This window comes from Pseudoalteromonas simplex (genome assembly GCF_015278155.1).
GTDB classification, from domain to species: Bacteria; Pseudomonadota; Gammaproteobacteria; order Enterobacterales; family Alteromonadaceae; genus Pseudoalteromonas; species Pseudoalteromonas simplex.
Genome location: NZ_JADILN010000001.1, coordinates 284,734 through 304,647, shown reverse-complemented (window position 1 = coordinate 304,647; position 19,914 = coordinate 284,734). Strand labels below are relative to the sequence as shown.

Genomic DNA, 19,914 nt, shown 5'->3' with positions numbered 1-19,914 from the left:
GATAACACTATTTAGCGATTAACTCTTTGATATGACTTTCATAGAGGTCTAATTTATCAGCAACAAATCCTGTGTGTTGGAACCGTACTATGCCTTCCTTATCAATTAAAAAGCTGCTCGGCATACCTTTGAGTTGATATTGCTTGCCAATAACAGCGTCTGGGTCGTAAATAATATTAAAGTTCACTGCAAACTCAGTTAAAAAAGCATCGGCATCACTACGCTCAACATCAATGTTTACAGCAATCACTTTAAGCCCTTGCTGTTGATACTTGCTCTGCATGGCTATAAACCAAGGAAACGACCGTCGACACGGGCTGCACCAAGACGCCCAGAAATCGAGTAACACGACTTGCCCTTTGTATTGATTCAGTAGTTTAGACAATTGCTGCTGACTTGCAGCTAAAGGAGGGCTCGAAAGACGCTCTGCCTTAGCAGCAGAGCTCGTAATGAAAAGAAATGCAATTAAGGCGTATTTGATCATTGGTAATTTAATAAATTCGCTGGTGAATATTGATCAGTGAGCACCTTGGTATCCGCTGGCCAATCTTGATTACCCTTAGTATAAAACAAATGCTCGCTAAGTAACTGCAAATCAACATCGTAAGGGGTTAACTTATTTGCGAGTTTGTTGACGCGCTCAATTAAAAGCTTCTGGCTAGGCATAGTCTCGAAGCCCGCTAAAATAATGCGATTAGAATTTTCATCGGTCACAACATTCACAAAGTCACCAAACACATCGAAGTAAGTTGCCGACTCATGCTGGTACAACTTGCTTGATGAAAAGGTATTTGCAGCGACAATTCCACCATCAGCTAAAACACTTTTTACTTCTGCAAAAAATTCCTTAGTGAGTAGATGTTCAGGGATATAGTCGCCATTAAAGGCATCAAGAATAATCCAATCGTACTTTTGTTTTTTAAGTGCGGCGCGCTTAATGAAAATACGCCCATCTTGCACTTTTGACGTCACGTTATCGGTTTCTATAAAGTTAAAATAATCGCGGGCAACTTTTATCACCGCAGGATCAATTTCGACATTTTCGATATGAGCGCTAGGGTAAAGCTCATGAATGGTATTAGAGAGTGAACCTCCCCCTAAACCTATGATCAGTACATTTTGAGGATCATTAATAAATAGTAAGCTTGCGAACGTCATTTTGGTGTAATTAAACACCAGCTTTTTAGGCTTACTCTCATACATACAGCTTTGCGTACTTTTACGGGTTTTTTCGTTGAATTTTAAACACAGTAAATCGCCAGTCTTCTCCACTAAAATATTGCGATAAAGCGAGCGCTCTTTATGTATTACTTCGGCTAAGCTGCTAAAAGGCAATGTCATGAGTAAACAAAGCATTAAGATTCTAAACATACAGCACGCTCCTTTGTTTTAATTTGACTAACAACAATTGCAAGCAAACCAAGCGCGCCTAAAACCGCTGCAAAGGTTTTAATGATGTCGTTAACATCAAACGCTAGCACCATATAAAAAGAGGTAATAATCGTGCCAAGGGCGCTTCCTAGGGTGCTCACAAAATACAAACCACCGGCAACCTGGCCACTTTTTTCATGATCGGTAACCAATAATCGCACTGAGTAAGGTGAGATCATGCCGAGTATTGTTGTAGGAATAAAAAACAACGCCGTTGATGCCAATAACGAGCCGTAGCGACTGTCTTCAATATGGGTGAAAATAAAGGTCATAATTGGCTCAGCAAACAATACAATTGGCACCACCATAATGCTTGCTACAAAGAAAATGAGTCCATATTTAGTTAACGAAGGATTGCGAGTAGAGAGCTTGCCGCCAAGTAAATAGCCGATAGATAAGCTCAACATAAAGACGGTGATAATACTGCCCCATATATGCACACTACTACCAAAATATGGCGCTAAAATTCGCCCGCCTAACAGCTCAATTCCCATAATACAAAAGCCACTACTAAAGGCTAAAAAGTAGATAAGCGCATTGATTTTATTCATTAAACACCCGCTGATTTTGTTGTTATTTTACCCATCTTAACCTGATGCAGATAAGGATGCCATGACTGTTTTTTAAGCTGTAAAGGCCGTTGACAAAATATAGTCTTTTTTAAAATAAATAATTAAAAAGGCTAGGTTAAAGTACACATGCTCTGGTATTTTACTGGGAGCAAACTAACAAGGATAAATGCAATGGATCAGCAAGTAACGAAAATCAATATAGACAACCCTACGATCTTATTTGGCCTCAAAGTTCGTACCTGTAATATGAATGAAATGAGTGGTGAAGGTGCCAAAATCGCTGGCTTATGGCAGCAGTTTTATACAGACATAGCGCCCAAATTAACCCCATCGAGCCAAGTTTATGGCGTGTACACTCATTATGAATCTGATGTCACAGGGGAGTTTGATGTGTTTGCGTGTACTGATCTGCAAGTCACGTCATCAGAGATAGAACAAACGACACTCGCCACAGGTAACTACCTTCGCTTTAGCGGCAAAGGGGCAATGCCACAAACCGTTATCGATGTTTGGGGTCAAGTTTGGCAGTACTTTAGTAATGAACAGTGCCCGCACATTCGAGCATATAAAACTGACTATGAGTTTTATAAAAACAGTGACGAAGTTGAGGTATTCATTTCGGTTGAATAACACTAAACCCATTTTTTAGTGTAAAGCCCCATTACAAAATAAGCCGCTTGTTGCGGCTTTGTTGTGTATATTAATTGGCGTATCTCAGCGCTAATTGCTCTGCTTTAGCATAGGCATTAGTCAAAGAGCGTTGGTGTCTTTGGTCGTTAAATTCTTGATACTCACAGGCTATTTCATCAATGTGCTCAGCACCTAAATACTTACTCAAGGTTTTAATGTGCGGCACTAAATGGCTCATACTCTCGCGTATACCACCTGCCTCAAAGCCAAACTCACCCGTTGAGGTTATAACCAGCAAACGTTTACCAGTTAACAAGGGTTGCAAAGGGAAATCTCCCCGCTGCAAGTCAAAATCAAACGTTTTATTGATCCTAACGATTTGATCAAACCATGCTTTTAATTGTGCAGGCATGCCATAGTTATACATAGGCGTTGATATCACGATGGTATCAGCCTTAACCAACTCATTTATCAATTCATCTGATTCGGCCAGTACTTCTTTTTGCTCTAGCGTTAACTTATTGGCAGGCGTAAACACAGCACCAATCCAAGATTGATTAATAAATGAAGGTGGATTCATTCCAACATCACGATAAATATACTCAGCTATAGCATTATTTTGCTGTAAGTGATTTACAAATTTCTTAGCAATATTTTTAGAGATTGAGTCGTGGTTAGGGTTTGCATTTTTAGCCGAACGTACACTAGCATCAATGTGTAATAGAGTGCTCATAAGTAAATACCTCATTAGTTAATGTGTTGGTATCATCAATAAATGAAGGCTATTTAACAAACGAGTTATTATTCACTATAAGTAAGTTATACTCATCTATAAATTTAGGTGGGTTCAAATATGCATATATCATTACAAGCTTTAAAAGCCTTTGAATCAGCTGCGCGATTAGGTAGCTTTAAAGCAGCCGCCGCTGAGCTTGCGATTACGCCTACAGCGGTATCGCACCACATTGCAAATCTAGAAAGCCGCTTGAATACAGATTTATTTCATCGCGAAGTGAGAAAGATTACCTTAACTCCATCAGGCGAGTACCTGAGTCAAAACACAACTAGCGGCTTTAAACTTATTTTTACGGCAATTGAACAATTGAGCCAAGCAAATAATCAAGTACGCATCACCACAACATCGTCTCTAGCAGCCCTAAGGTTAATACCCGCTTTAGATGAGCTAAATAGCGAAAAACCACATTTACAGCTCGATATATCAACCAGTGAAACTTTAGATAAGCAACTGCATACCTTGCCTGTTCGGCTAGGAAATAGTGAGGAAGTAAACAAAGAAGATATCATCAAATATGAGCGCTTTGATATGTTTGCGGCAAACACACAACAAAGCGCCCCTTGGCTTGATAAACAGGTTACATTATACACCAGCCAATGGAAAAATAATGCCCTACCAGCCCCACCTCTAACGCAGTGGCTAAAAGTAAATAATCTAAGTGATTCATGTTTCAAGGTAAAAACATTCGATCAAGAGCTGTTTGGTATAAATCAGGTGCTCGCCAATAAAGGTGTAGTGTTTTGCTCAAAAACCTTAGTACAACCTTACCTAGATGCAGGGTTACTAACATCGTTTAATAACCAAGAAGTTGAATCAAAACTGTGTTACTACATTCCCGAAAAATCTCGCTTCGAAACATCAGCACATAACGCTGTGATTGAATGGCTTGAGCGGTTACTAACTTAAAAATGTAAAAGTAAACATCATTTAAATTATAAAGTTTTTAATGAACCATAAAAAGCAGCTAGAAACAGAGTTAGTTAATTGGTTTAACGCCTATTTGTAGCTTTGTTTTTCGTCATTACTGAGCCATATCAAAATGATTAAAAGCCCCATCTAGCGCACTGCGAACGGATTGTTTTGCGTTTTGTTCATGGTCAGCACCTTTGTTGATGTGGTGCTGCCAGATAAGGTCGTTTGGTGCATGCTTTTGAAGAGCATTCACTAAACCATTGAATGCACCAGTTATGATTGGATTCTCATCACCACCTAATGTGACATAAAAATAGTGAGTGTTGCCTACTGTATTAGGTAAGTTTTTACTGAACTGTTTTACAACAACATTATCGTCATACCAAGCCGCTGGGCTAAAAGCAAAGTATGCATTAAATAACTCTGGTTTAGTAACCATGGTATATAACACAAAGCTACCTCCCGCTGAAAAACCTGTTAGCGTGCGCTGCCCGCTAATACGGTATGTTCCCTCTAAATAGGGTATTAGCTCTGTTTCAATAAACTTTAAAAACACATCAGCTTTACCAAATATTTCTCGTTGATTTTGGTTAATTGGGCGCGCTTCTATCGCCACATCCTTACGGGCGTAAGGTGGCACTAAATCACGATTCCGTGTGTCATGCCAAAACAGGTTCGGGATGGACACTAATATAACCTCATGCATGTCATCAGTGCTTTCAAGAATACTTAAAGCGTCATCCCAAGTATCAAGGTTAAAGTTGCCGTCAGTTTTAATTATGAGCGGATAAGCTTTGTTAGGGTTGTAGTTTTTGGGCAAGCGAATGAAAACTCTGCGCATTTCTGAAAGCGCATTGGACTTGATATCTACATCAATAAAGCGTGAGCTATAATGCTGTTGGTATTTCACCGCGAAATACAAGCCTGTAGCTAGCAAAACAAATGTAATAAACCAAGCTAAATACTGAAATCTAAATTTTAGTAATGCCATTTTATAGCCTTAATCAATAACTTAATGACACTACTTCAATTACAAAAATTAGTTAATAAGACAATTGTAACAGAGTATTAGTTAACTCCTTTCACCGACTTGACTGTAATACAGGATATTCATTAGATAAGCCAATAGTTCGCAGCCGCCATTGCTAGCACTGATAATTTACTTCAAACATTTGATAGCTTTCATCTAATCGCTATCTTGTGTAACGGGGGTTTACAGTTTGCATAAAAAAACCGCAGCTTAACCTCTAAGCTGCGGTATTTTTTATAGAGCATATTTACTTGTTAAGTAAATGCTTTTCGAAGAAGTTAGCCATCATAGTATGATAGTGCAAGGTAGTGCCTTTACCTTCTCGTAGGCTGTGAGAACGGTTCGGGTAAGAAAAAAACTCGAACTGTTTATTCTGCTTAACTAATTCGTTAATTAAGCGCTCTGAGCCTTGGTAGTGAACGTTATCATCTCCGGTACCGTGGATCAGTAGCAACTTACCTTGCAGGTCTTTTGCAAAGCTGATCGGAGACGTATTGTCGTAACTTTCAGGATCGGTATTTGGGTTACCTGCATAGCGCTCTTGGTAGATAGTATCGTACAAGCGAATATCTGGCACTGGGGCTGAGGCAATCCCAACTTTATATTTATCACCGTGGCGGAATAACAAATTAAGCGTTGAACTACCACCACCTGAGTGACCCCATACACCAACACGGTCGGTATCAATGACATCCCAACGTTTTGCCATTGCATCGAGGGCGTCAACTTGGTCACGTACGGTAATAGAGCCTATTTTTTTGTAGATAGACTTACGCCAATCTCTGCCTTTTGGTGCGCGCGTGCCGCGGTTATCAACTGAGGCAACAATAAAGCCTTGCTGAGTTAGATACGACTTGTATAAGTAACTGTTACCTTCCCAGCGGTCTTGTACTGTTGAGCCCCACGGCTCACCGTAAACATAGAAAACGATTGGGTATTTTTTACTTTTATCCATATTCGCTGGGAACATGATGTAACCATCAAGCTCAACACCATCGCGCGCATTAACCGTAAAGAACTCGTGAGTCGGTAACTGCTCAGTCGCTAATTTCTCTTTTAATGCTTTGTTCTCAACTAAGGTTTTCACATTGCTGTGATCGCTTACTTTGATGATCTCTTTCATTGGTGGGGTGCCAAATTTAGAGAAGGTATGCATCGCCCAAGAGGTGTCTTTAGACATGTAATAGCTGCTTGAGCCATCGAATGACGCAGGCGTTACGCGCACCGGTTTAGTGCTACCATCAAGCGAGGTACGGAATAAATAACGCTGGCCTGGATCATCCGGTGATGCAGTAAAGTACATAACGTTTTTATCTTCGTTGAGCGCTAACATATCTATGATGTCGTACTCGCCCGGTGTTAAATCAACAACCGTTTTGCCATCGCGAGATACACGGTACAAATGACGCCAGCCATCACGCTCACTGTGCCAAATAAAGAACTTACCGTCTTTTGACCAGTTTGCTTTATAAAACCACTCAATAAAGGCATCGTCTTTATCTTCAAGAATTTTAGTCAGCTGCTGTTTTTGCCAGTCGAATAACCAAACCTTATTGTGGCTTTGCGGGCGGTTAAGATCTTGGATCATCAAAGATTCACCTGTGCCTGCCCAGCTAATACGTGGAATATAACGATCGCGATTATCGCCACCTAGTTCAGCCCAACGGGTTTTCTTGTCGCTAAGACTGACCACACCCACTTTAACCGCTGAGTTCATCTCGCCAGCTTTTGGATACGGAAACTCTTTAAGGGTAGGGTAGAGATCATCGGTGTTATTGATCATGGTGAAGTATTTAACGCCACTGGTATCAAGCTGCCAATAGGCAATTGATTTGTTGTCTGGACTCCAGCGGAAACCATCACGAATAGTAAATTCTTCTTCGTATACCCAGTCAAAATTACCATTAACAATGGTGTCGTTACCATCAGTGGTTAAGGCAGTCACAGCCTTGCTACCCACTTTTTCCATGTAGATATTGTTATCACGCACGTAAGCTACTTTTGAGCTATCAGGTGAGAACTTAGCAAACATCAGCTTTTTCGCTTCGATGTTTTCGCCACCTAACTGATATAGCGAATCAGTTTCGAGGTTTAAAAGCCAAAAATCACCACGGCTACGTGAGCGCCACACTTGCTCGCCATTGGTAAAAACCATCAGCCATTTACCATCTTTAGACCATTGGTAGCTTTCAACGGTGAGTGGCTCTTTATCACCTTTGGGAATTAATTTTTCGTAGCTAACAAGTACCTTACGACCCGTGCCATCGGCGTTATAAAATACAATATCATTGCCTTTTACGCCGTGCTCATCGTCTTCAGCTTTGTCGTCTTGGTTGTTTTTATCGCTTTCGCGCTCTTCAAGTACCGTATAACCAGTACCATCATCGAGCCACGTAAAATAGGTACTACGCTCAGCTTTAAAGTCTTTTTCTTTATAAATTTGTTCAAGCGAGAGCGGATTAGCCGTTGCGTTCACTGTTGCTGATTGGGTGCTCGCTTGCTCTGTCGTTGAGCATGCCTGCAAACCTAAACCCGCAACCACAGCAAACGCAAGGGTTGATGTTTTTATTAAGTTCATTTTGTTGTTCCTAGGTTTTAACTTATACCAATTCGCTTAATTTAGTGGTCTATTTTGAGGCAATAAAACCTCGTTGATAACAAGGCAAAAATTTCGTTATTTAGTTGTTCTAAATCAGAAATTTTTAACGCAGGTAGCAACAGGTTTAATCCCTCAAAATGATTACGTATTATTGCAGATTGGTATTACCTAGCGTACCAAAATAAACTTATAAAATCTGAGCCTTTATCGTGTTATCAGGGGGGTTGAACTTAAACTTAATCGTCCCACAAGAACATACTGGCTTGCTTATTGGCAATACGTAGTTCGTAGATATCACTACAAGGGCGCATCGCCGCACCATAGCAAACATGTAACGGCAATAAGTGCTCTTCACGAGGGTGACTAAAACGCGCCGCAGGGGCCATTTGCCATTCTAATAACTTAGCTTGTCGCTGCTGTTCACTCAGCTCAGTATTGCCACAGACATCGACTAACCATTGCTCAAAAGCCATATTTTGCGCTTTAATTTCAGCTGTTTCAGGGGTGAAAAATGCGCGCATATTATGAAAAGTAAAGCCAGAACCAATGATCAATAAATTATCGTAATCAAGCTGTTGTAAAGCCTCACCTATCGCTAGGTGTAAGTTTGGCTCAAGGCTTGGATGTAACGACAATTGCACACAAGGTATATCTGCCTCTGGATACATAATCTTCAAAGGCACATACATACCGTGATCAAAGCCACGAGATGGGTTTAAAGTGCTATCGATATTAGCCTTTGCCAATGCTTGATGTACTTTTTCGGCAAGGGCTGGTTCACCTGGGCTTGGGTACTCAATACTGTAAGCAGGCTCAGGAAAACCATAGTAATCATAAATTAGCTCAGGAGCAGCGCTCGAAGTGATGCTAATTGGGTTCGCTTCCCAGTGCGCACTCACCATCAAAATAGCTGACGGCTTTTGAATTTTTGCAGCAATAGACTGCAAACAAGTAACCATATCAGCATGACTTGGATCGCCAAGTAAAGGCATAGGACCGCCGCCATGTGAAACAAATAAAACGCGTGGCTTTTGCATAAATGTACTCCTTAAATGCAGTAATCACTATAGTGCACGCACAGAGGTAGAATAACTAGCGACAAAAACGCACAACTAGGGTGTGAATTTACACACCACTAGTTTGTAAGTACTAACTTAAATGCCAAGCTACGTTCATAGCCGGGACTTGCCCTTTTAAGCCACCTTCGAGAGGTTCTTTGCACAGTAATGTTAGTTGATAAAAAGCATCGTAGTGCTGATGTAGCTCATCGGCGACCACACTAAACGGCGGACCCGAAAACTCACTTTGCTGATACTCAAAGACCACCACTAACTGTTTAGCTCTATTGGTCAACTCTAGTAAATGCTGGGTATAGCGAATGCGCATGGGCTTTGGCAGCGCAACTAAGGCAGCACGGTCATAAACCGCGTTGATAGTGCCAAGTTCATTCGCGGTAAGTGCAAAAATATCACCTACCCAAACGGTTAGATTTGCGCCTTGATAACGTAATAGTTCGCCGTGTTGGCTAATTTCGGGTTCTAGCTTTAACTCATCAAATAACTGCTTAATGGCTATCTCACTAAGTTCTGCCCCAACAACACGCATACCTTGCGCGAGCAAATAATGAATGTCGTGAGTTTTTCCGCACAGTGGCACAAAAACAGTATCGCCTTGCTGTAAATTTAAGTTAGTAAAAAACTGATCTAGATAACGGTTAACGTCTCCTTCATGAAAACCAATTTCGTTATTTTCCCAACGTTGATGCCAATGCTTTGCGTCCATTACATACTCCTAAATAAATTGAATGAATTGAGCTGATAAATATATTCCGACACCAAAAAGTAGGTGAGTTACAGCACTTTTTAAGCGGGCTTGAAGTGGGTTTGCTGTTTTCGTAGCCATTATCCCCATCCCTAAAGCGGGCTGCATAACAAAAAATGGCATAGATACGCTAGCTAATCCAAATATACATGCAGCGATTAAGGTGGGCTGTTCAAGCCAAGCAATACCGACCAATAATATAAATAGAAACGAAAATAAAACACCAATAAAGTAGTGTAAACACCAGCCAAACACGCACTCAAACTGCTTAACTGGACTAGTTGCTATATTCAGGTGCTTAAACTTTCCAGCTAATAAACCCAAGCCCCAACGGCCAACTAAACAAAGGTTTAATGACGGTATCTTAAACACTTTAGCCAGCAAAAAAGCATAAAGATCAATGAACAAAGTCGCCGCTATGCCTACAAAAGTTATCACATAAATATCATTAACACTCATAATTAGATGCTCTTAAATGATTTAATAAAAGACATGATATCTAATTGCAAAAATGCTAAAAATAGCAAGATAAACAAACTATGATTGCATAAATGAGAACATGATTGACGATATTGCCCTATTCATACAGATTGTTAAACAAGGCGGCCTAAGTAATGCGGCTGAGAGCTTGTCGTTGCCTACCGCAACAGTATCGAGACGCTTACAACGACTTGAGCAACGCCTAGGCGAGCAGCTTTTAACTCGCTCAGCAAGGCAATGCACGTTAACACAAGCAGGAGAGGTATATTTTCAAAGTTATGTTGAATTAATTGAGCAGTTTGAACAAACTCACCGCCAGCTCAATGATCAAAAAGCACAATTATCAGGAAAGCTTAAAGTTTTAGCACCTCTGAATATTAGTCATGGTTTCTTAAAGCCGATGTGGCTCGCATTTACTAAACAGTACCCTGATATTCAACTTGAGTTATTGCTTAATAATAAACTTGAAGATCTGAGTAAAAGCCAAGCTGATCTAGCAATAAGAGTCGGGCCGCAGGCTGATTCTATGCTCCATCAGAAAAAGTTAGGCAGTGTTGATACCTTATTTGTAAGCACTAAAGCATACCTTAATTCGGCATCTGCCATAGAAGAGCCTGCTGATTTAAAACAACATAGATTAATTGGTACCACGTTGCGAAATAAGTGGCAGCTAACCAATACACAAACGAATGCAACTTATACTCACATGTGCCGATTTGCTACCACTTTTAACGATACTGGATTTGTAAAATACTTAGTTTGTGATGAGCAAGGTATCGCCTTGTTACCTCGGTTTGAGGTTATAGATGAATTAAAATCTCAACAGTTAGTTCAAGTACTGCCACACTGGCGAGGGGAAAACCGCGACATTTATGCTATCTGGCCAAGCGCACGTTTACTGAGTAAAAAGGCTGCCTTTCTAAAGCAGTTTATAACCGACTACATTACTGAGAAATTATAACGTCTGCCATTTATATTCCATCTGTTTAGCAGTTAGTAGTGCGTGTTCGTAACTAATAAACTCAGCGACTAATGCTAGGCTCATATCAATGCCTGCAGAAATCCCCCCAGAGCTGATAAACTTACCGTCGGTGACCCAACGAGTTTCTGCAATCACGTTGAGATCAGAAAACATAGCAGCCAGCTCAGGTTGATCTTGCCAATGAGTCGTGACATTTTACCGCTTAAAAGCCCAGTTTTAGCAAGCAAAAACGCCCCCGTACAAACACTCGCAACACGCTTGGTGTTAGTGACTGTGTGTTTTAACCAAGTAATAACCTCTGCTTTTTCTAGCTCTCGTGTATGGTCACCCCCAACCACAACAAGCAGATCAAGCAAAGGGCAGTCAGCAAAGCTGTAATGGGGGTTTACACTATAACCGCCGCGGGCAAGAACAGGACTATTATTTTCGGCAATTAAACTCACTTGCCAGTCATTATTCGCTAGGCGCTTAGCCGTACTAAACACCTCAAACGGACCTGAGAAATCGAGCACTTCGGCATCATCATAGATGTAAATTCCAATATTCATACAATTGTTCCTATTATGTGGATTTATTTCTCAAGTAAAAAAACGTACTATGCCATTTTTGCAGTTCGTTAATGACATATTATTAAATTGCGCACTGTATACAAACAAAACTTCAAGGCATTGTTAATGCGTTTTTTATTATTATTGAGCGTGCTGCTGGTTGGTTGTAAAACAACACAGCAAAGCGTTGCTGAAATTAGTGAAGTATCGCCGGGCACTATTTATTTTCACGGCAAAACATCAAAGCAAAATGTTGAAAAGTTTGAACAATTATTAGTAAATAGCGATCAACAAATCAACACCTTAATAATTAATAGCCAAGGTGGTGATGTGATGGCAGGTCTCCATTTCGGAGGCTTAGTTCATGAATATCAACTCAATGTTGTAGTGCGTGAGCTTTGTGCATCCTCCTGCGCCAATTATGTCGTTACAGCAAGTCCACATGTCCTCGTTGAAGCACAAGCCGTTATTGGCTGGCATGGCGGCTCATTACAGCCATTATACGTGCCCATGGAGCAGCCGCCCGAGGTAGCTAGTTATATAGCTAAATGGCAAACTGCAGAGCGACAATTTTTCGATATCATCAATGTTGAACAAGCGGTTACTATCATAGGGATGATGCCAGGTATTACCGAGAAACGTGATGCGGCTATTTATAGTTATGATACCCAAACCCTAAAACGTTTAGGGCTACATATCGAGTTTGCAGGTGCGCAAACAGGAATGTCAGCAAGTGGCGAAAAAATAGCGCAGGTATTTGAACTTGAAGAGTCTGTACTTAACCACTTTTTAATGCTTAACGATATCGTGTCAGCTGAACTTATTAATTAATACCGATCCGCAATAATATTTAATTAAGTGAATTGGTATAACAAAAAAGCCAACATGGCGTTGGCTTTTTGTTAGTGATGTTGCTTAAGCCAAGAGTGGATTTGTTTAGCACTTCTTGGTGATACTATTTCTGCACGGCGTTTTAATTCTTTATGCCATGCCTGATCATTTAAAACCGCATCACTTAATGGCGCATTTCTATCTGTGTTTTTTAGCACATAATAAGCGTCCGCAACATCCGCAAGGCTAACACTATTGCTTGTAGCAAAGCGCTTAGACATTGACGCTAACGGCTTATTCAACGAACTATAAGCCGATAAAGGGATCAAGCTATCCGCAGGGTATGATGATGCAATACCATCGTTTTTCATCGCTGGCCAAACAGTGTATGTGGAACCTGGCTTTTGCTGTTCAAGTAATGTAATAACTGAATTAAAAGGCGAAGCTTGAGTACTTATAACCACTGGCTGCTTAAAGGTGTGAAATGCACCAAAGAGTAAGATTGCACGGCGCTGCTTAGCGACAACATGCTGATTTATTGACTCTAAATAGCCAGTTTCACGGCTACGCTCTAGCTTTTGCCAATCCTCTTTAGAGAGGGTTTGCCAGTTCATTGCAGGCTCAGCAAGGACGAGACGAACTTTATGTAAACGGGTACTATTAAGCTGTTTTAACTTTAAAACTAATTGCTCATAAACATCATATTGCCATGCCATAAAATACAAGGTGTCGCGCCAAATGTGCCTTACGTCATCAATGCTTATATTCTGTTTGCTCAACAAATATTGATCAGCTAAATCTTGATACCGCGCATTGCCAAATTCAACGACAAGATCATCAAGCTGCTGCCAGTTACTAGGCTCATCTAAGTATTTTATAAGCCTAGTAACAACATGCTCGCTGCCATGAACATCACCAATCGCAACGAGTTTATTAGCGTGTAACGCTTTATTAAGTTGGCTGTCGTAATCATAATTTTCAGCTTTGACACTACTTGCAAAACATACAGATGCGAGAATAACAAACCCGATAAGCTTTAAAACCTGCATATTAATCTAACTCTAATTGGGCTTTTTCAACAGTTTCCGCGGGTAACTCTTTTTGAACAGAAACCCCCAACTCTTTGAACTCAGAGGCCTGCTTAATCAAGTTTCCTTTACCGCGGTACAGCTGAGAAAACGCTTTATCATAACTTTCTTTGGCGCGGTCTAATTGCTTACCAACCCCTTCCATACTGGTTAAGAAACCATTGAGTTTGTTGTAAAAACGCTCTGCACGAGCGGCAAGCTCTTTTGAGTATTTAGTTTGCTCTTCAAAACGCCACAGTTGTTTTACGATATTCAAGCTAGTCAATAAGGTCGTTGGCGTAGCAACTAAAATGTTTTTTTCGATTGCTTGCTGATAAATATCACTCTGGTACTTAAGCGCTTCAACAAAAGCCGACTCTATTGGTACAAACATGATCACCACTTCTGGTGAGTTAATACCGGGTAGTCTGTCGTAGGCTTTGCTTGCTAACTCGTTTATACGTGATTGCACCGCCATAACATGCTCTTTTAGCGCTTGCTGCGCCTCAAGCTCTGTATCGGCATTTACATAGCGTGTATACGCGTTTAAAGAGGTTTTAGCATCGATAACTAAATGACGTTGCTGAGGCAAATACACCACAACATCTGGTCGTAAACGGCCATCTTCGGTGTTAAACGATACTTCTCGCTGATAATCTACTCCAGCACGCAGCCCAGCGCTGTCGAGTACATTTTCAAGCATTAACTCACCCCAATTACCTTGGGTTTTCTTTTGCCCCTGTAATGCGGTGCTCAGCCTATCGGCTTGTTCAGTGATAGCTTGGCTTTTAGCCTGTAAATGCAATAACTCAGTTTTTAGCGCTGCACGCTGCTTTAGATCTTCGACGTGGATCAATTCCATCTTATCGCGAAAGCCTTTTAGCTCACCCTGAACAGGTTTTAATAGTTGCTCAATACTTTCTTGATTTAAGGTTTTAAAACGTTGCGATTTTTCTTCAAGGATTTGATTAGCGAGATTTTCAAATTCTTTTTTGAGTTGCTCTTTGCTTTCTTTGATATGGCTAAGCTGCTCTTTAAAATGCAGTTCTTTTTGCTCAACGGTGCTTCGTAAGGTACTTAAATCAACATCGCGCTGATTAAGTGCAGCTTTTGTATCAGCAAGCTCAGCTTCGACCTTGCGCCAAAACTGACTATATTGTTGTGCTTGTTTTTCTTGTTCTACAAAGCGGGTTTTAAAGTGTTGAGACTCATCACGTTGTTCTGCGTAATCTTGCTGTAACTGCGAAAGTGTAAGCTGGCTTTGTTCAAGTTGCAGCTGCTTTTGTTCTAAATGATTTTGCAGGATTTGCTGGCTATTTTGAAGTTCGGTTAACTGATTTTTTAAGCGACTATTTTGTAGGGCAAAAATAACACCACTTGCAACAGCACCTACAGCAGCACCAAGCACACCACTTTGCCAATTAATCTGTGCAATTAGCTCTGTAATCATAATGAAAACTCAATAACTTAAAGACACATCATCATAACGAATTAGCGCTCAGCAGAGTAGGGGGTTTAGGCATAAAAAAAGCCAGCTCAAGGTGAGCTGGCTCTAACATTACTAAAATTTAGTAACCAAATGGGAAATCAACATAATGCTTATGTAAACTGCAATTTAACAACAAGCATAATAATAGACGCCCCAAAATTTGATTAGTTCAAAAAAACTTTAAAAAAATTTAATTTTTTATCAGTGCAAGCATTTGTTCTTCATCAAACTGAGTAAAACTCATTGATTTCTCGGTAAATAATGCATCAACAAGGGCTTGTTTATGCTGCTGCATTTTAAATACTTTTTGTTCGATTGAGTTAGCCATAATCAATTTATAAACAAACACAGGGTTAGTTTGGCCAATACGATAGGCACGATCTGTCGCCTGTTTTTCAACGGCAGGGTTCCACCAAGGATCAAAATGAATCACTGTATCGGCTTGAGTTAGGTTTAATCCGGTGCCGCCGGCTTTAAGGCTGATTAAGAATACGGATGTATCACCTTGAGTAAACTCTTCAATTACACGGTCGCGATGTCGCGTTTGCCCTGTAAGCATACTAAAGCGGATGCCAAGTTCATTTAATCGCTCAGCTATCACATCAAGTGCCATGGTGAATTGACTAAATATAATCACCTTACGTCCTTCGCTAAGCATAATAGGCAAATGCTTTGATAACCACTCAAGCTTAGCACTGCCAGCCTGTGAACTAGGATCGATCAATTTTGGATGACAACAGATTTGTCTTAGCTTTAATAATGCATCTAAAAAGGCTAGCTTACTTTTTTGTACACCTTGCTGTGCAAATAGGTCGACTAATTTCTGTTCTAAAGATTCAGTGATACCTGAGTAAATTTCTTTTTGTTTGCTCTCAAATTCAAACTCTTTAACTAGCTCAGTCTTCTCTGGGAGCTCTTGCGTTACCTGTGCTTTAGTACGACGCAAGATAAATGGCATGATCAACGACTTAAGTTCATCAGCTCGGGCAACGTCGTTATCACGCTCAATAGGCGTTTGAAAATAGCTCTTAAAATGTGCTTGCGAACCAAGTAAAGAAGGCATTGCAAAGTCGAGCAAAGATTTAAGCTCAAATAAGTTATTTTCAATAGGCGTGCCACTTAAGCAAAGCTTAAAGTCAGCATTAAGACGCTTAACCAAGCGTGAAACCTGTGCGGCATCGTTTTTGATATATTGCGCTTCATCAAGAATGATGTTTTCAAAATACAGCGGCGAATAAAAGGCAATGTCCCGCTTTAATAGTGGGTAAGTTGTTAAGATACAATCTGCTTGCGACAACTGTTGTAATTGGTCGCTGCGCGCAGCACCAAAGACAGTCGTAATTTTTAAGTTGCTCGCAAATTTATTAATTTCACTTTGCCAGTTACCAACCAAACTGGTCGGGCAAACAATTAACGTGGGGCCAGCTTGTGGTGATTGCTTGGCATTAGCTAAAAAGGCGATAACTTGTAAGGTTTTACCTAGCCCCATGTCATCTGCCAAAATACCACCAAGTTGGTGACGTTTTAGAAAGTTGAGCCAATCAACACCGTGTTGTTGATACTCTCGTAATTGCACACCAGAATTTAAGCCTTGAATATCGGACTTTTTAATAAGCTGTTGCGAGCTATTCAGTTCAGATAAATAAGCATCGAGTGCATCGTCAACAATATTAACCTTAATTGCTTTTTGCTCGATAAGCTTAGGCAAAAACGACAAAGGCATTAAGATTTCGTCACGGGTTTTAATATGCTCAAAACGTTCACGATAATCATTAAGCTGCATCATCGCGGCCTTTTCAACCACAGCAAAGCGTTTTCCTACAGTAAAGTAATAAAAGCGTTCACTTTGTCTGTTGAGAGATTGATAAGTGTTGTTATCAGTGACAAACAACTGTTGAGTTTTAACTCCAGAGATCACGATTTTACTAACTATCTGATGACCTTTACCTCGCTCAACTTGCAGTGAAAGTTGTTTTAGAACTTTGCCTACGTCTAACTCATCATTAATTTTCCAACCGCGTTTTAATAAGTTTGGAATTATTTCAAACTTTAACCAGTGCTCATGAATAAATGATTGTTTATTAAAGATAAAATCAGTTTGTAAAGCCCCTTTACATAATTCAAAGCCAAGGTTAGTTAATTCATTTACAACGGTGTTTTCTAATGACTGGTTTAATATATCAGCTGGCGCCTGGCTTAAATCATACAAAGAGTTTTGATAATTAAACTGCAATCCTAAGCGGATTGTGCCCTCGTCATTATTAATACTGATGACAGGGAATACAGTTCGAGCTAGGCTTTTTTTGCTTTCCTTAAATGCATGAGGGATCACACCTTCACCAAAATTATCATTGAGCTGTTGATAAACGCGATCAAAGTTCTCTGTGTGAATTGCAGGCATATTGGCTAGTAACGCTATTTCATCAGCCGTTAACGGAGTACGAATTCGGCCCACTTTTAGTTTTTCAGGGTCAAGGTAAGTAGGGGGGGTTGTTTTTAACAATAACCAATTATCTTGACCAGCAAGCGTCATGCTCAATGACGTTAAGTCTTTGTTTTGTTTCCAATCAAACTCTAGTGCTTGCATGCTATCAGCTTTAATTCCTTGGCGAGAGCGACCTAAAAACAAACGCTGAGTAGCAATTAATTGCTGCAGTGCTGCAAAACCCCATTGGCCTTTTAGCTCTAATTTACCAAGGGCATTTTGAGAACGGATCCAGCTATATAAACGAAAATCCGATTCTAATAAATCAGTGGGAGTTACAAAACTATTTAACTGCTGCTCGGTTAGGTTACGACCAAGTGTATAGTTATGCTCAGGATCGTAATTAGCAATTTTAGGGGTAAGGGTTACTACAGACTTCTCTACATCAAGGACGAATAATAGAACCTGTTTGGCATTGTCACTAGCAACTTGCTTAAGCGTTTTTAGCTCACTAAACCAATCATTAATGATGTAGTCTTCACCGTAGTCACCTGAATGTTCAATTTTGAGCTTTAAGAGCACAGCTGCAATATGACGGCATTTAGTTTTAGAGCCACAAGTACAATGCGAATCGACCGAAAAACCACTTGGTAATTTACTGATCTCAATATGCTGAGTAAAGGTATTTCCTTCGTTACCAAACATAGATGCATCAATAACGCTAAAATCACTGTTATGTTCCAACCAATTGATTTGGCCGTTCTGATGATACTCTTTTGCTTTACTTAACACATGTGGCTTAAACAGCTGTTTGATGAAGCGCTCAGACAGAGGAAACTGAGTTTCTTGCTCTTGCTTGATTTCTTCAAAGATAGCTAATAAGTCATTTTTGGATAAGTTAGCAGACATAACGCTTTTGGCAGTAAAAACAAAAAATAATTCTGCCAGTATATGATCTATCGGCCCAGAGCTAAAGCACTATTGAGCAATATTGGACTGGTTGGAGCTGATTAGTTAGTAAAAAAGTGCTTTAAAATAAAATCAAAGTTGAAAAGTGACATACTGAGCATTTAACAAACAACAATCGCACAAGATATAAACAGGTTAATAACAAGGAAGGGGCTTTACAGATCGATTTTTTACTAAGCAAACAAATTTACAGGGTAACAGAACTGTAAAGGGGCGATTAGTTGGTAAAAAACTGATCTGAGAGTGTAATAATGACCAAATTAGCCAACCAAAGATCACTATTTTACTAACGAAAGGAGGGGGGAGATCACGCTTTTACTAACTGTAAAAGCGTGAGAGATCATTATTTTACTAACTAATTAAAGCTATTTAACAATTTAGTTAGCTGCTCTAAGCGTTTGTCTGTCATCACTTTATTATCGATTTTCACAGATAAATCACCGCTTTTGATGTTACGTTGTACGCTGACAAACTCACTGTCGATAAGTGCTTCACGACGGCTTGGCGCTGCTGGCTCAGCAGTTAATAGCTTGGTAATTGCAAGAGCACGTTTATCATCGCTGCTGATTTGCGCTAATTCGCTATCACTACTAACGTCATTTACAAGCTTGGTAAACAACTGCTCATCACGCTCTTTGGCACTAATAAGCTTTTTAGCTACTTCACGGCCAACATGATTTGCTGTTGGGTAAAGACTTAAAACCTCAGAAGGTAGATTCTCAAACGCTTTAATAGCATCAGCAATAGCAGTGTGTGATACACCTTCAATTGCCGCAATCTCACGATAAGAGCCTTTTTTACCCTCAGCAATAAGCTCATCACGGGTCTGTTGATATGCTTGACCAAGCTCCCATAGGCTCGGGGCAATGTATTGATCAGATGATACAGCAAGTATTTTAGCATCTTGATCTGTAAAGTCTTCCGAGCTTAAAACTAAGTAATCAGAGTTACTTAAGATACATGCTTTACGACGACGAGAACCTGCTAATACAAGCATTTCGTCACCTTTATCCCAACATAGGGCAGGGTGCTGGTTACGGCCGTCTTCGGCAATTGCAGGAAGGATATCGGCAACTGACTTTTCATTTAGCAATGATTGTACACGGCGGTTTTTACCATAGACCTTTGTTTTAGCTTCAATTTCTGAGCTTGGAATAACCTTACACACCAAAGTAATTTGACGAGTAGGATCACTTGGAGCAGGCATACTGATAACATCACCAGCTGAAGCTTGCTCTAGCAAAGCATCTAAACTGCTACTTTCGATAGACGTTGAAAAAGGGTCTAAGCTGGTATCGTTTTTACGTTTTTTAGCCATTTTTATTAATTACC

General features: G+C 40.2%; 17 protein-coding genes and 1 pseudogene. 4 read left to right on the top strand and 14 right to left on the bottom strand.

What is annotated here, in order from left to right:
• Positions 1 to 7: 7 nt before the first annotated feature.
• The 3 genes from IRQ78_RS01370 to IRQ78_RS01360 are packed head-to-tail and all read right to left on the bottom strand — an operon-like array spanning position 8 to position 1,982.
• Positions 8 to 484 carry a TlpA disulfide reductase family protein gene (locus IRQ78_RS01370; protein ID WP_082389267.1) on the bottom strand — a complete coding sequence of 159 codons (477 nt, stop codon included), beginning with the start codon at positions 482 to 484 and terminating at the stop codon, positions 8 to 10.
• Entirely contained in the window at positions 481 to 1,371 is an 891-nt protein-coding gene (locus IRQ78_RS01365) for a spermidine synthase (protein ID WP_194441146.1), read from the bottom strand. The genes IRQ78_RS01370 and IRQ78_RS01365 overlap by 4 nt, the downstream gene beginning before the upstream one ends.
• The gene (locus tag IRQ78_RS01360; protein ID WP_054553353.1) at positions 1,356 to 1,982 is read right to left on the bottom strand and encodes a fused MFS/spermidine synthase; all 627 of its coding nucleotides are present in this window, start codon (positions 1,980 to 1,982) and stop codon (positions 1,356 to 1,358) included. The genes IRQ78_RS01365 and IRQ78_RS01360 overlap by 16 nt, the downstream gene beginning before the upstream one ends.
• Before the next feature lie 192 nt (positions 1,983 to 2,174).
• On the opposite strand from IRQ78_RS01360, the gene IRQ78_RS01355 reads away from it, so the two are divergent.
• The gene (locus IRQ78_RS01355; RefSeq protein ID WP_138599761.1) at positions 2,175 to 2,633 is read left to right on the top strand and encodes a GyrI-like domain-containing protein; all 459 of its coding nucleotides are present in this window, start codon (positions 2,175 to 2,177) and stop codon (positions 2,631 to 2,633) included.
• 70 nt (positions 2,634 to 2,703) lie between these two features.
• Here IRQ78_RS01355 and IRQ78_RS01350 read toward each other — a convergent pair whose 3' ends face one another.
• Entirely contained in the window at positions 2,704 to 3,366 is a 663-nt protein-coding gene (locus IRQ78_RS01350) for an FMN-dependent NADH-azoreductase (RefSeq protein ID WP_194441145.1), read from the bottom strand.
• A gap of 120 nt (positions 3,367 to 3,486) precedes the next feature.
• Between IRQ78_RS01350 and IRQ78_RS01345 the strand changes: the two genes are divergently transcribed.
• Positions 3,487 to 4,335 carry a LysR family transcriptional regulator gene (locus IRQ78_RS01345; protein ID WP_194441144.1) on the top strand — a complete coding sequence of 283 codons (849 nt, stop codon included), beginning with the start codon at positions 3,487 to 3,489 and terminating at the stop codon, positions 4,333 to 4,335.
• A 115-nt stretch (positions 4,336 to 4,450) separates the two neighbouring features.
• On the opposite strand, the gene IRQ78_RS01340 is transcribed toward IRQ78_RS01345, so the two are convergent.
• The 5 genes from IRQ78_RS01340 to IRQ78_RS01320 all read right to left on the bottom strand — a co-directional run bounded on the left by IRQ78_RS01340 (position 4,451) and on the right by IRQ78_RS01320 (position 10,250).
• Positions 4,451 to 5,332, bottom strand: coding sequence for an alpha/beta hydrolase (locus tag IRQ78_RS01340; protein ID WP_138599764.1), 882 nt, complete (start codon positions 5,330 to 5,332; stop codon positions 4,451 to 4,453).
• A 286-nt stretch (positions 5,333 to 5,618) separates the two neighbouring features.
• Complete coding sequence (locus tag IRQ78_RS01335) at positions 5,619 to 7,949, bottom strand: S9 family peptidase (protein WP_194441143.1); 2,331 nt, start codon at positions 7,947 to 7,949, stop codon at positions 5,619 to 5,621.
• Between the two features lie 257 nt (positions 7,950 to 8,206).
• Complete coding sequence (locus IRQ78_RS01330) at positions 8,207 to 9,007, bottom strand: DODA-type extradiol aromatic ring-opening family dioxygenase (RefSeq protein WP_194441142.1); 801 nt, start codon at positions 9,005 to 9,007, stop codon at positions 8,207 to 8,209.
• A 112-nt stretch (positions 9,008 to 9,119) separates the two neighbouring features.
• Positions 9,120 to 9,752 carry a thiopurine S-methyltransferase gene (gene tmpT, locus IRQ78_RS01325; RefSeq protein WP_054553346.1) on the bottom strand — a complete coding sequence of 211 codons (633 nt, stop codon included), beginning with the start codon at positions 9,750 to 9,752 and terminating at the stop codon, positions 9,120 to 9,122.
• 9 nt (positions 9,753 to 9,761) lie between these two features.
• Positions 9,762 to 10,250, bottom strand: coding sequence for a DUF2938 domain-containing protein (locus IRQ78_RS01320; protein WP_194441141.1), 489 nt, complete (start codon positions 10,248 to 10,250; stop codon positions 9,762 to 9,764).
• A 100-nt stretch (positions 10,251 to 10,350) separates the two neighbouring features.
• Here IRQ78_RS01320 and IRQ78_RS01315 point away from each other — a divergent pair, with 100 nt between their 5' ends.
• Positions 10,351 to 11,232: a LysR family transcriptional regulator gene (locus IRQ78_RS01315; RefSeq protein ID WP_194441140.1), complete on the top strand. Its 882-nt coding sequence runs from the start codon at positions 10,351 to 10,353 to the stop codon at positions 11,230 to 11,232.
• Here IRQ78_RS01315 and IRQ78_RS01310 read toward each other — a convergent pair.
• Positions 11,227 to 11,801: pseudogene (locus tag IRQ78_RS01310) on the bottom strand (DJ-1/PfpI family protein). The gene IRQ78_RS01315 and the pseudogene IRQ78_RS01310 sit on opposite strands and share 6 nt — an antisense overlap.
• 126 nt (positions 11,802 to 11,927) lie before the next feature.
• Here IRQ78_RS01310 and IRQ78_RS01305 point away from each other — a divergent pair.
• Positions 11,928 to 12,632: a hypothetical protein gene (locus tag IRQ78_RS01305; protein WP_194441139.1), complete on the top strand. Its 705-nt coding sequence runs from the start codon at positions 11,928 to 11,930 to the stop codon at positions 12,630 to 12,632.
• 71 nt (positions 12,633 to 12,703) lie between these two features.
• On the opposite strand, the gene IRQ78_RS01300 is transcribed toward IRQ78_RS01305, so the two are convergent.
• The 4 genes from IRQ78_RS01300 to IRQ78_RS01285 all read right to left on the bottom strand — a co-directional run bounded on the left by IRQ78_RS01300 (position 12,704) and on the right by IRQ78_RS01285 (position 19,900).
• Positions 12,704 to 13,681 (bottom strand): hypothetical protein, encoded by a 978-nt coding sequence (locus IRQ78_RS01300; protein WP_194441138.1) that lies wholly within the window; start codon positions 13,679 to 13,681, stop codon positions 12,704 to 12,706.
• 1 nt (position 13,682) lies between these two features.
• Positions 13,683 to 15,149 carry a DNA recombination protein RmuC gene (gene rmuC / locus IRQ78_RS01295; RefSeq protein ID WP_138599771.1) on the bottom strand — a complete coding sequence of 489 codons (1,467 nt, stop codon included), beginning with the start codon at positions 15,147 to 15,149 and terminating at the stop codon, positions 13,683 to 13,685.
• A 229-nt stretch (positions 15,150 to 15,378) separates the two neighbouring features.
• On the bottom strand, positions 15,379 to 18,522 hold the full coding sequence (locus IRQ78_RS01290) for a DEAD/DEAH box helicase (protein ID WP_194441137.1): 3,144 nt from the start codon (positions 18,520 to 18,522) through the stop codon (positions 15,379 to 15,381).
• A gap of 415 nt (positions 18,523 to 18,937) precedes the next feature.
• Positions 18,938 to 19,900 (bottom strand): transcriptional regulator, encoded by a 963-nt coding sequence (locus IRQ78_RS01285; RefSeq protein ID WP_194441136.1) that lies wholly within the window; start codon positions 19,898 to 19,900, stop codon positions 18,938 to 18,940.
• Between the last annotated feature and the right edge of the window lie 14 nt (positions 19,901 to 19,914).

Coding starts and splice junctions, on each gene's coding strand:
- IRQ78_RS01300 (WP_194441138.1), bottom strand. CDS start 13,681: ATGCAGGTTTTAAAGCTTATCGGGTTTGTTATTCTCGCATCTGTATGT.
- IRQ78_RS01305 (WP_194441139.1), top strand. CDS start 11,928: ATGCGTTTTTTATTATTATTGAGCGTGCTGCTGGTTGGTTGTAAAACA.
- IRQ78_RS01335 (WP_194441143.1), bottom strand. CDS start 7,949: ATGAACTTAATAAAAACATCAACCCTTGCGTTTGCTGTGGTTGCGGGT.
- IRQ78_RS01290 (WP_194441137.1), bottom strand. CDS start 18,522: ATGTCTGCTAACTTATCCAAAAATGACTTATTAGCTATCTTTGAAGAA.
- IRQ78_RS01370 (WP_082389267.1), bottom strand. CDS start 484: ATGATCAAATACGCCTTAATTGCATTTCTTTTCATTACGAGCTCTGCT.
- IRQ78_RS01340 (WP_138599764.1), bottom strand. CDS start 5,332: ATGGCATTACTAAAATTTAGATTTCAGTATTTAGCTTGGTTTATTACA.
- rmuC (WP_138599771.1), bottom strand. CDS start 15,149: ATGATTACAGAGCTAATTGCACAGATTAATTGGCAAAGTGGTGTGCTT.
- IRQ78_RS01350 (WP_194441145.1), bottom strand. CDS start 3,366: ATGAGCACTCTATTACACATTGATGCTAGTGTACGTTCGGCTAAAAAT.
- IRQ78_RS01320 (WP_194441141.1), bottom strand. CDS start 10,250: ATGAGTGTTAATGATATTTATGTGATAACTTTTGTAGGCATAGCGGCG.
- IRQ78_RS01330 (WP_194441142.1), bottom strand. CDS start 9,007: ATGCAAAAGCCACGCGTTTTATTTGTTTCACATGGCGGCGGTCCTATG.
- IRQ78_RS01355 (WP_138599761.1), top strand. CDS start 2,175: ATGGATCAGCAAGTAACGAAAATCAATATAGACAACCCTACGATCTTA.
- tmpT (WP_054553346.1), bottom strand. CDS start 9,752: ATGGACGCAAAGCATTGGCATCAACGTTGGGAAAATAACGAAATTGGT.
- IRQ78_RS01315 (WP_194441140.1), top strand. CDS start 10,351: ATGATTGACGATATTGCCCTATTCATACAGATTGTTAAACAAGGCGGC.
- IRQ78_RS01345 (WP_194441144.1), top strand. CDS start 3,487: ATGCATATATCATTACAAGCTTTAAAAGCCTTTGAATCAGCTGCGCGA.
- IRQ78_RS01285 (WP_194441136.1), bottom strand. CDS start 19,900: ATGGCTAAAAAACGTAAAAACGATACCAGCTTAGACCCTTTTTCAACG.
- IRQ78_RS01365 (WP_194441146.1), bottom strand. CDS start 1,371: ATGTTTAGAATCTTAATGCTTTGTTTACTCATGACATTGCCTTTTAGC.
- IRQ78_RS01360 (WP_054553353.1), bottom strand. CDS start 1,982: ATGAATAAAATCAATGCGCTTATCTACTTTTTAGCCTTTAGTAGTGGC.